This window comes from Constantimarinum furrinae, from assembly GCF_014295415.1.
GTDB lineage: Bacteria > Bacteroidota > Bacteroidia > Flavobacteriales > Flavobacteriaceae > Constantimarinum > Constantimarinum furrinae.
Window position 1 is genome coordinate 2,791,460 of record NZ_CP052909.1, and the last position, 13,706, is coordinate 2,805,165.

The 13,706-nt window shown below is 34.3% G+C and carries 14 protein-coding genes; 11 read left to right on the forward strand and 3 right to left on the reverse strand.

Annotation, left to right across the window (positions count from 1 at the left end; genetic code table 11):
- Complete coding sequence (locus ALE3EI_RS12745; RefSeq protein WP_186989254.1) at positions 1-408, reverse strand: hypothetical protein; 408 nt, start codon at positions 406-408, stop codon at positions 1-3.
- Positions 409-511: 103 nt separating this feature from the next.
- Here ALE3EI_RS12745 and ALE3EI_RS12750 point away from each other — a divergent pair, with 103 nt between their 5' ends.
- The 7 genes from ALE3EI_RS12750 (at position 512) to ALE3EI_RS12780 (ending at position 8,027) form a co-directional block, all read left to right on the forward strand.
- Positions 512-2,017: a sensor histidine kinase gene (locus tag ALE3EI_RS12750; protein ID WP_186989256.1), complete on the forward strand. Its 1,506-nt coding sequence runs from the start codon at positions 512-514 to the stop codon at positions 2,015-2,017.
- 12 nt (positions 2,018-2,029) lie between these two features.
- Positions 2,030-3,079: a response regulator gene (locus ALE3EI_RS12755; RefSeq protein ID WP_186989258.1), complete on the forward strand. Its 1,050-nt coding sequence runs from the start codon at positions 2,030-2,032 to the stop codon at positions 3,077-3,079.
- A 69-nt stretch (positions 3,080-3,148) separates the two neighbouring features.
- Entirely contained in the window at positions 3,149-3,979 is an 831-nt protein-coding gene (locus ALE3EI_RS12760) for a universal stress protein (RefSeq protein WP_186989260.1), read from the forward strand.
- A 125-nt stretch (positions 3,980-4,104) separates the two neighbouring features.
- A complete protein-coding gene (locus ALE3EI_RS12765) occupies positions 4,105-4,953 on the forward strand; it encodes a universal stress protein (protein WP_186989262.1) in 849 nt (282 codons plus the stop codon).
- 11 nt (positions 4,954-4,964) lie between these two features.
- Positions 4,965-5,813: a universal stress protein gene (locus ALE3EI_RS12770; protein ID WP_186989264.1), complete on the forward strand. Its 849-nt coding sequence runs from the start codon at positions 4,965-4,967 to the stop codon at positions 5,811-5,813.
- Between the two features lie 5 nt (positions 5,814-5,818).
- Positions 5,819-6,670, forward strand: coding sequence for an ATP cone domain-containing protein (locus ALE3EI_RS12775; protein ID WP_186989266.1), 852 nt, complete (start codon positions 5,819-5,821; stop codon positions 6,668-6,670).
- Positions 6,657-8,027, forward strand: coding sequence for an MBL fold metallo-hydrolase RNA specificity domain-containing protein (locus tag ALE3EI_RS12780; RefSeq protein WP_186989268.1), 1,371 nt, complete (start codon positions 6,657-6,659; stop codon positions 8,025-8,027). Before ALE3EI_RS12775 ends, ALE3EI_RS12780 begins: the two co-directional genes overlap by 14 nt.
- A 528-nt stretch (positions 8,028-8,555) precedes the next feature.
- On the opposite strand, the gene ALE3EI_RS12785 is transcribed toward ALE3EI_RS12780, so the two are convergent.
- Positions 8,556-9,011: an OsmC family protein gene (locus ALE3EI_RS12785; protein ID WP_186989270.1), complete on the reverse strand. Its 456-nt coding sequence runs from the start codon at positions 9,009-9,011 to the stop codon at positions 8,556-8,558.
- 804 nt (positions 9,012-9,815) lie between these two features.
- On the opposite strand from ALE3EI_RS12785, the gene ALE3EI_RS12790 reads away from it, so the two are divergent.
- The 4 genes from ALE3EI_RS12790 (at position 9,816) to ALE3EI_RS12805 (ending at position 12,830) form a co-directional block, all read left to right on the forward strand.
- Positions 9,816-10,262 (forward strand): Hsp20/alpha crystallin family protein, encoded by a 447-nt coding sequence (locus ALE3EI_RS12790; RefSeq protein ID WP_186989272.1) that lies wholly within the window; start codon positions 9,816-9,818, stop codon positions 10,260-10,262.
- 73 nt (positions 10,263-10,335) lie between these two features.
- On the forward strand, positions 10,336-10,767 hold the full coding sequence (locus ALE3EI_RS12795; protein ID WP_186989274.1) for a hypothetical protein: 432 nt from the start codon (positions 10,336-10,338) through the stop codon (positions 10,765-10,767).
- Between the two features lie 432 nt (positions 10,768-11,199).
- Positions 11,200-11,844 (forward strand): hypothetical protein, encoded by a 645-nt coding sequence (locus ALE3EI_RS12800; protein ID WP_186989276.1) that lies wholly within the window; start codon positions 11,200-11,202, stop codon positions 11,842-11,844.
- Positions 11,841-12,830: an NAD(P)-dependent oxidoreductase gene (locus tag ALE3EI_RS12805; RefSeq protein WP_186989278.1), complete on the forward strand. Its 990-nt coding sequence runs from the start codon at positions 11,841-11,843 to the stop codon at positions 12,828-12,830. Before ALE3EI_RS12800 ends, ALE3EI_RS12805 begins: the two co-directional genes overlap by 4 nt.
- Positions 12,831-12,832: 2 nt before the next feature.
- Here ALE3EI_RS12805 and ALE3EI_RS12810 read toward each other — a convergent pair whose 3' ends face one another.
- Positions 12,833-13,666, reverse strand: coding sequence for a universal stress protein (locus ALE3EI_RS12810; RefSeq protein ID WP_186989280.1), 834 nt, complete (start codon positions 13,664-13,666; stop codon positions 12,833-12,835).
- Between the last annotated feature and the right edge of the window lie 40 nt (positions 13,667-13,706).

A 13,706-nucleotide genomic window follows, 5' to 3' on the forward strand; every position in this document is an offset into this window, starting at 1 on the left:
TTAGTTGTTTTTAAACAGCAATTGCAATTTTGTAATCATTATTAACTCACTCTTATTTGTTCCACTAAAAGCATCGGCAATTTCCTGAACCGTATTCAGAATAAGGATTTTTCTTTCTTCTGAAAATAGATTCTTATGATCCTTGTAATATTCACTAAAACTCTCGAAACAGTCATCAGCCTCCATACTCTCATAATCAAACCACTCAAACACAATTGAAATTTGGTATGCGGCATCGGTTCCAAATTGATCTTCGAAATCATCTTTTGCTTTCCACTCTTCTTCAACAAAACGTGTGAGTTCTATATATTCAGATCGCCGTACGACGTTATCTGATGCTGCAATAGCGTAGAAGAGTTCTCCCAGTTTTTGGTAGAATAACAATTCCGTTTGGCTCACTTTTTTCATAGTTTAATTTATTGATAGTATAAAAATACCTTCATGAAATAGGATTCACTATGATATTTATCAGTTTCAGAAATTTTGAGAGCTTATTACTTATCTTTGGAGTATGGATGTTTTTAATAAGGGTAGCAACGTTTTTAAAATACTTTCTGAAGCCGTTTCAGAAGGAATTATAATCGTTAATCAAAACCAAACTATAGTTGCTACAAATATGGCTGCCAACTCATTATTTGGCTACGCAGAAGATGAACTAATGGGTCAACATCTTGATGTTTTAATTCCTAAAAGGTATCACTCAAATCATCATATACACGTAAGGGGTTTTATGAAAAAGAGTGATAAACGCCAAATGGGTCACGGTAGGGATCTCTTCGGTCTTCGCAAAGACGGATCACAGTTTCCTGTAGAAGCAGGACTTAATCCATTTACGATTTACGATAATGATTATGTAATGGCACTAGTTATTGATATTTCGGTTCGAAAAAAGGCGGAGCAAGAACTTAAACATTGGGCCAATATATTTAATGAATCGCTCAACGAGATTTTTATTTTTGATGCTAGAACACTCAAATTCATTGACGTAAATAAGGGAGCGTTAAATAATATAGGATACACGCTAGAAGAATTACGCTCAATGACGCCTGTTGATATTAAACCAAATTTTACACTAGTTAAATTTAACAACTTAATAGCACCACTCTTAAACGATCTGGAAGCTAAATTAAAATTCAATACTATTCATAAGCGTAAGGATGGAAGTATCTATCCCGTTGAAGTACACTTACAAAAATCGAAAACAGGAGAGAACGATTTACTGGTAGCTATCATTTTAGATGTTACAGAGCAAGAAGCATATACTCAAAAATTAGAGCAACAAGTTACAGAACGAACAAGACGTCTAGAAGAGGCTCTTAACAAAGAAAAAGAATTGAATGAGTTGAAAACTAAGTTCTTATCACTAGTTTCGCACGAGTTTAAAACACCGCTGAGTGGAATATTGACATCGGCCACTTTGGCGGGAAAATACACAGAGTCCGAGCAACAAGAGAAGCGTGATAAGCATTTAAAGACTATCCAATCTAAAGTCAAATATCTTAATAATATTATCAACGACTTTTTATCTATTGAGCGTTTAGAAAGTGGTAAGGTAAAATATATATTTTCTAATTTTCCGTTGAGTAAAGTGGTAAATGAAGTAATTTATGATGCCAATATGTTATTAAAAGAGGGACAGCATATAGAATATCCCGAAAATATTGACAGCATCTTCATAGATTTTGACGAGAAGATATTAGAATTGATTTTGACAAACCTTATCAATAATGCAATAAAATACTCCTCAGAAAATTCCACGATACATATTATGGCAGAAACTCAAGCTAAGGAGCTCGTATTGACCGTTAAAGATGAAGGTATTGGTATTCCTGAGAATGAGCAAAAATATATTTTCAATAGGTATTTTAGAGCAGAGAATGCCTTACTTAATCAAGGTACAGGTATTGGTCTCAACATTGTTAAAACCCATTTGGAAAATCTGGGCGGCGCAATTACCTTTACCAGTATTCAAGAAAGAGGGACAGAATTTAAAGTTACCATCCCTACTGATGCTTAATCGTTTACTCTTATGAAAACCATCCTGTTAATAGAAGATGATACCGCACTTCGCGAGAATACAGCAGAACTTTTAGAACTAGCAAACTATGCGGTATACAGCGCTCCAAACGGTAAAATAGGAATTGAAGTTGCAAGAGAAAAGCTTCCGGACTTAATAGTTTGTGATATTATGATGCCAGAAGTAGATGGATATGGTGTCTTGGAGGCTGTGTCAATAGACCCCACCACTTCACACATTCCATTTATTTTTCTTTCAGCAAGGACTGAACATAAAGAAATAAGAAAGGGAATGGATCTAGGAGCTGATGACTATTTGACAAAACCGTTTGAAGAAGATGAACTTTTAAGTGCCATTGAAAGTAGATTGGCAAAAGCAGAAATCCTCTCAAATGCTTTAGAGAATTCTACTAAAAAAAAAGTAAATGAAGGTGATATTAGAAACCTAAATGAACTCAAAAATCTCTTTGATGATACCGGGGAAATTAGGCATTTCGAAAAAGGAGAGATCATTTATAAAGAGGGAAGCTATTCGACAAAAATCTATCTTATCCTTAATGGCATCGTAAAGAGTACAAAAATGGAAGACAGTGGAAAAGAATTAATCACTGCCCTTCATAAACCAGATGAATTTTTAGGATTTACATCATTTGCAAATAATATTCCTTATCAAGAAACAGCTACAGCTGTAGAAAAAGTGGAATTGGCTGGAATTTCTAAAGAAGAGCTTAAGAGCATTCTTGGCAAAAATCAAAATGTATCGCTGGAACTGGTAAATGTGCTTACTGAAAATATTTCAGAGATTAAAGAGCAGCTCCTTCAAATGGCCTATAGTAGTGTTCGAAGAAAAACGGCCCAAACTATCCTTCAGTTTGCACGAATTTTAAATAGAAATCCTGAAGATGCTATTAGAATTGCACGTAGCGATCTGGCGAGTGTGGCGGGAATCGCAACAGAAAGCTTAATTCGAACTATTTCAGAATTCAAAAAAAAGGGGCTTATTGAAATTGAAGGTAGGAATATAAAAATCCTTCAACTTTCGGCCTTAGAAGAAGTAGAATAATAACAAAACTGACTTTTATCATATCTTACCTTTAGGCTCGTTGATACTTTTGTTTTTATAAAGTGTACGATGCAGCAAATTTTAATACCTACCGATTTTTCCGATAATGCGTGGAATGCAACAATTTATGCCTTGCAGTTTTTCAAAACTCAGAATATCACCTTTCATTTTTTACACATAGATATCTCTCTCCAGGTTGATGATGAACTACATTACAATGGTGTTTTTACTAAAAAAGAAATCTCAAAAGAAAAAACGGCTAACATGGTGGATTGGATGCACAAAATAAACATTCACTACCCTAATCCGAATCATAAATTTAGATTTTCGATACGACCGGGATTATTTATAGCATGTTTTAGAAACTACGTAACAAAGGAAAACATTGACCTAATCGTAATGGGGACTAAAGGAGCTTCAGGCCTAAAAGAAATGACAATTGGCAGTAAAACTGGTGCTGTTATAAAGCGTATTAAATGCCCCAACTTAGTAATACCTGAAGAGGCCCAATTCACGAAACCCCTTAATATTGGTTTCCCGACTGATTTTAATATGTTTTACAAACAAAGAATAATTCGAACATTATTGGAGATAGCTAATACTTATCAGTCATCAATAAAGGTACTTCGAGTTGCTCAAAATGAAAAACCTATGGATAAGGTCCAAAAAACAAATAGGAAACATCTTATACAATATCTCCATGAGATTTCACATAGTTTTCACGTAATTGATAATCCTATTCTTGAGAGTGCCTTACAATCCTTTGTAAATTCGATGCATATAGATATGGTGGCCATGATCGCTAAGAATTTAAATTTCTTTCAACGTTTATTATTTAAGCCTCAGGTGGAACAAATTAGTTATCACATGCAGATCCCATTTCTAGTTTTGCACGAATAGTTTAAGTACTTCAATCTTCCCTAACGGTCGCTATAACTTATTTGTATATAAGGGGGTACTGATAATTATCATTTTAAGATTATGGCTGATACCATAGATTTGGATATTTCTAAAAATAATATCCTATGAGAACGATAATTATTCCAACAGATTTTTCAGAAACTGCGATGAATGCCATTCGCTACTCCATGGAACTTTTTAAATATGAGAAGAGCAAATTTATCGTGACGAACGCTTTTGCAGACGAAGTATACGAGAATACAATGGAAATGGATCGAGAATTTTTCGAGGAATATAGAGATAAAGTGGAGTCAGCTACAGACCGATTATTGCAAAAAGTAGTTGCCGAAATGTTACAGATTTCTGGGAATCCGAAACACTCGTATCATTACAAACCGCTATTTGAAAGTTTGGTTGATGGTGTAAATGACTTGGTAGATAAACACAATGCTGATGCTGTTTTAATGGGAACCAAAGGAAATAGTAACTGTGATGACGTAACGTTTGGGAGCCAAACACTTCAGGTCATTAAATACGTAAAGTGTCCAGTAATTGCAGTACCTGTGGGCTACCACGGCCACCCTCTTAAGAATATTTTATTTCCGACAGATTATATGTTACCCTTTAAACGTCGTGAATTGAAGCTGGTCAGCACTCTAGCAGCACGATTTGCTTCTATGGTACATTTTCTACATATATCGGAAGCAAAGGAGCTTTCTCATAGACAAAAGGATAATAAAGCAATTGCATCCTGTTCTTTTCAAGAAAATCAGGTTTCTCACATAAGAGTACCCGGTAAAGACATCACTCAAGCAATTAATAAAACGATGACTGCGTCCTCTGTAGATATGCTAGTAATGGTAAACCAAAGACACTCTTATCTTGAAAACATTTTATATCGCTCTACTATCGAGAAAATCGGTTTGGATATAAAGATTCCATTCCTAGTATTACAAAATTTACAACGCCATTAATACTCACAACAATGAAACGTATTCTATTACCCACAGATTTTTCAGAAAATGCTTGGAATGCATTGCATTATGCTAGCAATTTATACAAAAATGAAGAGGTGGATTTCTACCTTCTCAACGCTTTTACTACCCATAATTTTTCTTTGGACAATATGATGGTCCCAGAACCGGGTGAAAAATGGTATGACGATGCCAAAACACGTTCGGAAAACGAACTTGAAAATATATTAAAACGAATTGAAAAGCTAGAGGTGCCGAGCAACCATACTTATTTTACAATAGCAGTTTTCAATACACCATTAGATGCTGTAAAACATCTTGTGGAAGATAAGGACATAGATTTAGTGATCGCATCCAACAAGGGTGAAACAAACGATGTGGATAGTATATTAGGTAGTAACAGTATCAATTTTATGGAAAAAATACGAAATTGTCCGGTACTTATAATTCCTGCAGAAGCCATGTTAGGAGAAATAAATGAGATTGTATTCCCAACTAGCTTTAAAACCCATTACAAGCGTAAAGAACTTACTCATTTAAACCAAATAGCGCGCATTTCCAATGCACCTATTCGTATTTTGCACGTGGGTCAAAAGGAAAAACTTACCAAAAAACAAAAACAAAATAAACTTCTTTTGGAAGAATGTTTTGAAGGTCTTGGCTATACTTTTCATTTTTTAGAAAATACCGAGGTGCAGACTGGACTAAATCTTTTTGTGCAAAGCCGAAACAGCGGTATGATTTCATTTATAAATAAAAAACACAGCTTCTTTGGTTCTATATTTTCAAAACCAATGGTAAAAGATTTGGGTTTTAATGCCAAAGTGCCTGTATTGGCACTGCACGATTTGCGTAACTAAATAATATGAAAAAAGAAAATCTTCAAATTGTAAAATCTTCTGGTGACAAAGTAGATTTTTCTATATCCAAATTACGAAGCAGTTTATATAGAAGCGGTGCTGACGAGTTAACGGTCGATAACATCATGAATGTGATACACGAAGAGTTGTATCAAGGCATATCTACCAAGGAAATCTACAACCGGGCCTATGCACTTTTGAAAAAAAGTAAGTCGATATATGCTTCTAAATACAAACTTAAAAAAGCGATATATGAATTAGGTCCTACCGGTTTTCCATTTGAAAATTTTATTGGGGCATTATTGGAATATTCAGGTTATCACGTGGAGGTAGGTAAAATTATGCAGGGAAAATGTGTATCACACGAAGTGGATGTGATTGCTTCAAAAAATGGACAGCACATTGTGGCAGAATGCAAATTTCATAGTGAAAAAACCACAACCTGTAATGTTAAGATACCTCTTTATATTAATTCGCGGTATCGGGATATTATTGACCAATATAAAAATAGTACCAAGTGTCCTAACGAGGGTTGGGTTGTCACTAATACTCGATTTACTGTAGATGCACTTACTTACGGTAAATGTTCAGGACTCTATTTGTTAAGCTGGGATTATCCTCGGGACAATGGGTTAAAAGACCGTATCGATAAGTTGGGGTTATACCCTATTACGGTTTCAACATTACTCACCAAAAGAGAAAAACAGTTCCTATTGAGTAGAGAAATAGTTTTGTGTCGCCAATTATTGAATGACGTTTTTTATTTAGATCATTTAGGAATTTCAGAAACAAGAAAAGAAAAAATACAATCTGAAATTTCGATGCTTTGTAAACCTGATAATAATGAACAATATTAAAATCCATTTTTTGGGAGCTTCGGGAACGGTAACCGGATCTAAATTTCTTCTAGAAACTCCCATACAAAACTTACTTATTGACTGTGGAATGTTTCAAGGTCTAAAAGAACTTCGGGAGCAAAACTGGCGGGACTTCCCTTTCGATGTTCCGGCTATCGATGCTGTTTTTTTAACACACGGTCATCTAGATCATACGGGATATTTGCCTAGATTGGTTAAACAGGGATTTACAGGAAAAATAATCGGTTCTGCACCCACGTTAGAAATCGCAAAAATCATATTGCTAGATAGCGCAAAGATTAATGAAGAGGATGCAGAAAAGGCTAATGACGAAAATTATAGTAAACACTATCCAGCACTTCCCTTTTATTCCATGGAAGAGGCCGAAAAGACTATTAAAATGTTCAATTCTGTTACAAAAGATACTTGGCATTCCCTTTCAGACCACGTAAAGTACCGCTTTAGATATAATGGCCACATAATAGGTGCTACTTTCATCGAAATGGAAGTATACGGAAAAACATTTGTATTTTCTGGCGACATAGGAAGGCAGGATGATCTGCTATTATTCCCGCCAGAAAAACCACAATGGGCAGATTATGTGTTTATTGAAAGTACTTACGGCAATAAATTGCACCCACAGGAAAGTGTTTCAGAAAAATTAATCACACTCATCAATAAAGCAATACATGATCGAGGCACATTAATTATCCCTTCTTTTGCAGTAGAACGGTTGCAAGCCTTGATGTTTCTTTTATGGAAGTTATACAACGAACGTCGCATTCCTAATATTCCAATTTTTATAGATAGTCCAATGGGCAATAATGTCTTGGATGTTTTTGAACGTTATATGGGTTGGCATAAACTTCCACCAGGCGAATTAATGGCGATAAAGCAACGTATGAATATTATCACTTCCTATAAAGAAACTTGGGAAACTATAGACGATCCAAGACCCAAAATCGTTATTGCTGGAAGCGGGATGGTTACCGGAGGTCGGGTGTTAACCTATTTAAAGCAATTAATAGATGAACCAAACACCACTATTTTAATGGTAGGATATCAAGCCGAAGGCACCCGCGGGAGACTATTATTGGAAGGCGCACACGAGCTCAAAATCTTTGGAAAATATTATACGGTCAAAGCTACAGTGCATCATATTGAAAGCTTATCCGCACATGCAGATCAGGCTGAACTTATACATTGGTTGAATGATATAAAGAATATTCCAGAAATTACCTTTTTGATTCACGGAGAACCTACAGCTTTAGATGCATTACGGGTTAAAATTCGAGATACCTATGGTTGGAGAGCGTCTATTCCGAGACTGAATGAAATAGTAGAAATTTTAATATAATTTCTATTATAATCTCTCCTTACCACTATTTGGGTTAATATCTCTCTTTGACAAATCCAAATTTTAAAATAGCGTTCACAGTAATATACTCAATAACGTTTTCGGCAGAAGTATGTACAATAAGCAATTTCTTAGCTTCAGAAATAATACTTTTATCTTTCGTCAATATCTTCATTGGTTGACCCCATTAAGTAACCACCTGCTCCAAAAGCTTATTTATTTGCAGCTTCCATTATCCCGGAAAACCGCTGGTCATACTGGTAAACTCCAATTTTAAAATTGCTTCGCAAATTTTTTTCAGCATTTTAAGGTGCTTAGAATTTCGATTGGTTAGGGATGTACCAAAAACAGCACTATAAACTCCTATAAAGTGCATTTTTCAAAATGCAGCAATAAGATGGTACTGTACACTTAAAGTAAATCAATTACATTCATTTTGAATATGGTAATTGGAGCAAGCGATATACGGTTTTTTGTATATGAAACTTATATTATCAATTTACCGTTTGTGGGCTTAAGTTATCATTCTTATTCAATTATTATTTGAATTTCCATAGTGATTTTTGATTTTATAGAGTTGGAAATTAAACAGACAGCTTCAGATTTTTCAACAATACGTTTCGCACGCCCTACATCTTTTTCGTTTTTAATGTAGACTTTAGGTTTCAGCATTACTTCAGTCATTAGAAATTTCCCATCTACTTTCTCTAATATACCTTTCGCATTACAACTGAATGCTGAAAATTCTAATTTTGAGTTCTCTGCTATGGCCAAAAAAGTAGTCATTAAGCAACTACTTACCGCGGCTGTGAATAAATGCTCCGGTGACCATATATTAGGCATTCCCATAGGAAATTGTGGTGGTGTTGCTACCTCAATACAGTTGGAAGAAGCCGTCTTGCTTTCGTTTATTTCTGGAGAGCACATTAATCCTTTACGGTCTTGACTCCAGTTAATATCTACATTATAAATATGTCTTTCCATTAATCTAATTTTCTTTGAATTTAATTAACGAAATTTAGAAAGGAAGGAGCTATTAGTAAATGATATATGTCATTTTTAATGGTTTAGTGAAAACTACCTTAGAATTTTAATTAATATGTTTAGCAAAGACCGAATCACAGAACCCTGCACACATTGTGTCAAGATATGAAACAACATTGTGGTTTTTGCCATCCGATTTGTAGAATAAGATCTGGTATTCATAAAAAGAGGACCTACCGCACCTATTTTTAAATATAATTCACCTAATCTATTCGAATGTCTCACTACATAGCTTACGCAGTTAAACGAGTTGTCATAAAAGATGGGGCCATTCATAAATGTGGTCATTATTTTCAAAGAATACCTTGATAATTATCCTGAAAAAAACAACCCATCTTTAGATGCATATGGTTGTGGTTAGCATCAACATTTGATGGATGATTACAATAAATTTAACACTCTGCACTTAGAATTAAAGCCTGCCGTCTTTGACTATTTAACCAGAGTACTTCTTACCATTAAAACAGTGTAAATTGAAAATTGTGCCTTCATATCCTTTAGGAAGCCATATCTGTAAGATTGCCTTAATTGGAACAGTTAACTTACAAAATACAGAAAACAAAAAGAATGTATTGAGCAATATATAAATAGTGCAAAAATGAATTTTGAAGCTATCGATACAGAATATTGACAGTATAATTTGCGATCAAAACATTCAAAACTGACAATTATCATTTTTAAACCCTTACATACGAGTTATTTTCACTTTATAAATAAGTAATAACCGTTTAAAATTTAAATGCAATGTCTTTAGTAAAATTGAATAGAAAAAAAATTCCTTGGATCAATGATGTCACAACACACTGGTTCAATACCGATGATTTTTTCACAGATGACTTCATGTCACGAGGGGCTAATCTACCTGCAATGAATGTGAAGGAAAATCCAAAAAACTTCGAAGTCGAACTGGCCGTTCCAGGTTTTGACAAGACGGATATTGAGGTGTCTTTAGAAAATGATATACTACACGTTTGTGCTAAAAAAAAACAAGATGCAGTGGAAGAGAATGAAAATGGCTACACTCGAAGGGAGTTTAGCTATAACTCTTTTGATCGCAAACTGCAAATGCCCAAATCAGTAAATCAAAAGAAAGATGTAAAAGCTACTTACAAAAATGGTATTCTTAAACTGCAACTCGCTAAAAGTGATGCTGCCGTTCAATCATCAAAAAAGTTGATTGAAATAGCTTAGTTTATTTTTAAGAAGAAGGCAGAGAAACAACGAGGAGAAGTTTTCTGCCTTTTTTATTTTAAATTATAACATTATGAATTCGCATTTTAAATATATAGAGTGGCGTGATACAAGTGGTCTACACCAAGACACACTTCATTCTCTTTCTGAGCTTCATTTTTTGAAAGATGAGCTTCGATTTCTAGAAGATCTCGTGGAAGAGCATACACTTCAATTATTTTATGGTAAAGACCAGATTGAGAACAAATCGATTCTTAATCAATTAGATAATCACTCAAAGCGGTTGTTAATATTGTTAAAAGAACTAGAAGCACATAAAAATAAATTGCAGGTATTAATGGACAATAATGATGTCCTAGGTGAATTGCGTGAATACAAAGATGAACATTATAAACTCCTTTTAGAAGAAATGGATTTTCATTCAGACGTAAAAAACACCAAACGAACCATTTTTGAAATACTTTCAGTTCTAATAAAAAAGAACAAACAGAAAAAATTGCTATAAAAGTATTGGAATGAAAAATATCACCAATAAGATGGTGCAACGACGCAATCCGGGTCAATTGTACAGCGAATGCTCAGAGAGGACTTCGCAATTCATTTTTTATGGTTGATTACTTAACAAAATATTCCATGCTTATTATTTGAGACAAAGTATAGGATAATTCATTGAAACTAGTAGATGAATTAAATACTGAGGCAATGGAACTTACGTGTAAATCAAGTGGACCAAGAAGTATACTAATACCCTTGTTACATTATTTGATTATACGCTAGACCCACTTGAAAGTACTAATAATGAAATTATTGATTATTTAAAATTAGAAACCTATGGTTGTTCGGAAAATTATCCGGAAACGAAAACGACTCCTGTGGACAAAAAAAGTATTAAAGACGCAAGTATTATATAAAATAATTCATTTAAAACCCGATCATTATGAAGTTAATCTTACAATTTAGTCGCTTGTTTATACTAGCACTCTTGCTAATTAACTGTGGATCCACAAAGCTAATCCAGCAATATAAAAATCCGGACACAGCGTATTTTCAAGCTAATAAAGTTTTGGTCGTGGGTATTTCTGCCGAAAAAGAATTGAGACGCAACTACGAAAAAAAGATGACCGATGAACTCGATAAGAAAGGTGTAATTGCAGTAAAAAGCATCGATTTTTTTGAAACGTCATTTACAGATAATAAAAACTCTCTGGCACAACTAGACAAAATTGAACTACGGTTATTAGAAGCTGGTTTTGACGCTATACTGTTTACAAAAATTACAGGGCAAGAGAGCAGGGTTACGATGGTTGATTCTTATCGAAATTTTTCTAAAAGCTATCAATCTTTTGAAGAATATTTCTATGGAAACATGCATCTGTATTATAAAGAACAATTAGAGCGTTATCAAGTATACACCACTGAAACTTCCCTTTATTGCATTTGTCCAGGAAAGGAACGCGAACTTTTATGGCGAGGAGAAATTGAAGTGGTTGACGCCAATAAAATTAATCGAAACATTAGCAGTTTTATCACCGTTTTATTTAAAAGTCTAAAAGAAAATAAACTTTTAATTCTCGAAGAATGAAAGTATTGATATATAGCGCAAAGCCATTTGAAATCCCCTTGCTACAAGAAGCAAATAGAAAAAAACATCAAATAGATTTTACAGAGGTACGCCTTAATTCGGACAGCGCGATGCTCGCATTAAACTACGATGCTATTTCCCTTCTTTCTGCAGATGACCCTTCGCCAAACGTTCTTGAAAAGCTTCAAGATTTTGGAGTAAAGTATATCACCCTGCGTTCTGCCGGTTATGATAACATCAATTTAAGGTTGGCCCATAAATTAAATTTGAAAGTGGCCAATACTCCCAGCTACTCTCCAAATGCCATTGCCGAACATGCAATAATGCTTCTTCTAGCTTTCAATAGAAAAGTTACAATGGCTCAGAATCAAACACTTCGTTATAATTTCATAATAGATAATTTAATTGGTTTCGATCTAAAAGATAAAATTATTGGAGTAATGGGTACCGGGAAAATTGGTAGTGTCCTTATTAAAATCTTACACGGATTCGACTGTACTATTTTGGCCAATGATACTAGTAGTAATGAGCAGTTAATAACTGATTTCAATGTTTCGTACATTTCAAAAAATGCGCTCGCTAAAGAGGCAGAAGTGATCTTTATTTGTTTACCTCTAACTGCATCAACTCGTTATCTAATAGATAAAGAATTTCTAAGTAATCTTAAAAAAAGACCTATCATAGTAAATGTCGCTCGTGGCGCCATCGTGCAAACTACAGAAATTTTAAAAGCCTTGGATACGGATATAATTAGTGGATACGCAACCGATGTCTATGAGCATGAACATGGTATTTTCTTTTATGACCGGTCCAATGATAGACCAAAGGACGAAGTATTGCATCGGTTACTGCATCATCGTAAAACCTTAGTAACACCTCATCAAGCATTCGCTACGAATGAAGCATTACAAAATATTGCTGTAGCAACTATCAAAAATCTAAATGCTTGGGAAAGTGGTATACACTCAATAAACGAGCTTACTTAATCTTATCGATGCAAGAATAGTAAAGGTATAAGACTTCCGTAAGCCAATTTTGAATTTTCTGAGCCAAATAGTAAGCGATCTAAGAATGTTTCCTTTTCAATAAAAGCGGCATGAATATCTACTTTTAAGAGTTGAGTTGCAGTATTCACTGCTATTAATCCAGGAATAGTATTAAGACTATAATAGGTATATGGGTATTCGGGAAATAAGGCCCGTACACATTTACTATCTTCCCTGCGAGAGATAACGATGGCATCATCATCGAGCTCTAATACATTCAACTCACATTGATGCATATTGAGCATTTCTTTAAAAGCTTTAATATCAATATAAGAAATATCTTCACATCGATGTGTGGTAAACAAAGCTCGCCTAACACTTGTATATTCATAATGCTCTGGAATCGTTAAAGTTGGACAATTTATTTTCCGTATTACTTGTAATGTATTACTACCAAAAAGTACTTCTTTTGCTCCTGTGGCACCATTAGTGCCCATTATAATAAGATCTATGGAATGGATTTGCACAGTCTGATCTATTGCAGAAATGAAATTGTCATAGTTAAACAACCCTTGAAAAGTATATGATTGCATCGAGAATTGCTTGTCTAACTTTTTAATTAATTGATTAAGCAACTTTTTATTATCGTTAGCTATGCTGTCATAAATGGTATTTGTCTTCGAACCAGCTACTAAATCATCACTAATATACTCTGACATCTTCTTTACATTGAGAATGTAGAAATTACACTCCCAATTCATGAAAAAATGCATGGCGTAATCGATTGCATTTAGTGAGTTTTCTGAAAAGTCTGTGGGCAAAAGGATGTTTTTCATTTATACGAAATTTTAATTAAGGGAAACTACTATGGAAGTG

Excerpts from the sequence above, each read along its gene's own strand:
- ALE3EI_RS12755 (WP_186989258.1), top strand. The coding sequence starts at position 2,030 with ATGAAAACCATCCTGTTAATAGAAGATGATACCGCACTTCGCGAGAAT.
- ALE3EI_RS12745 (WP_186989254.1), bottom strand. The coding sequence starts at position 408 with ATGAAAAAAGTGAGCCAAACGGAATTGTTATTCTACCAAAAACTGGGA.
- ALE3EI_RS12790 (WP_186989272.1), top strand. The coding sequence starts at position 9,816 with ATGTCTTTAGTAAAATTGAATAGAAAAAAAATTCCTTGGATCAATGAT.
- ALE3EI_RS12785 (WP_186989270.1), bottom strand. The coding sequence starts at position 9,011 with ATGGAAAGACATATTTATAATGTAGATATTAACTGGAGTCAAGACCGT.
- ALE3EI_RS12780 (WP_186989268.1), top strand. The coding sequence starts at position 6,657 with ATGAACAATATTAAAATCCATTTTTTGGGAGCTTCGGGAACGGTAACC.
- ALE3EI_RS12800 (WP_186989276.1), top strand. The coding sequence starts at position 11,200 with ATGAAGTTAATCTTACAATTTAGTCGCTTGTTTATACTAGCACTCTTG.
- ALE3EI_RS12760 (WP_186989260.1), top strand. The coding sequence starts at position 3,149 with ATGCAGCAAATTTTAATACCTACCGATTTTTCCGATAATGCGTGGAAT.
- ALE3EI_RS12810 (WP_186989280.1), bottom strand. The coding sequence starts at position 13,666 with ATGAAAAACATCCTTTTGCCCACAGACTTTTCAGAAAACTCACTAAAT.
- ALE3EI_RS12765 (WP_186989262.1), top strand. The coding sequence starts at position 4,105 with ATGAGAACGATAATTATTCCAACAGATTTTTCAGAAACTGCGATGAAT.
- ALE3EI_RS12805 (WP_186989278.1), top strand. The coding sequence starts at position 11,841 with ATGAAAGTATTGATATATAGCGCAAAGCCATTTGAAATCCCCTTGCTA.
- ALE3EI_RS12775 (WP_186989266.1), top strand. The coding sequence starts at position 5,819 with ATGAAAAAAGAAAATCTTCAAATTGTAAAATCTTCTGGTGACAAAGTA.
- ALE3EI_RS12795 (WP_186989274.1), top strand. The coding sequence starts at position 10,336 with ATGAATTCGCATTTTAAATATATAGAGTGGCGTGATACAAGTGGTCTA.
- ALE3EI_RS12770 (WP_186989264.1), top strand. The coding sequence starts at position 4,965 with ATGAAACGTATTCTATTACCCACAGATTTTTCAGAAAATGCTTGGAAT.
- ALE3EI_RS12750 (WP_186989256.1), top strand. The coding sequence starts at position 512 with ATGGATGTTTTTAATAAGGGTAGCAACGTTTTTAAAATACTTTCTGAA.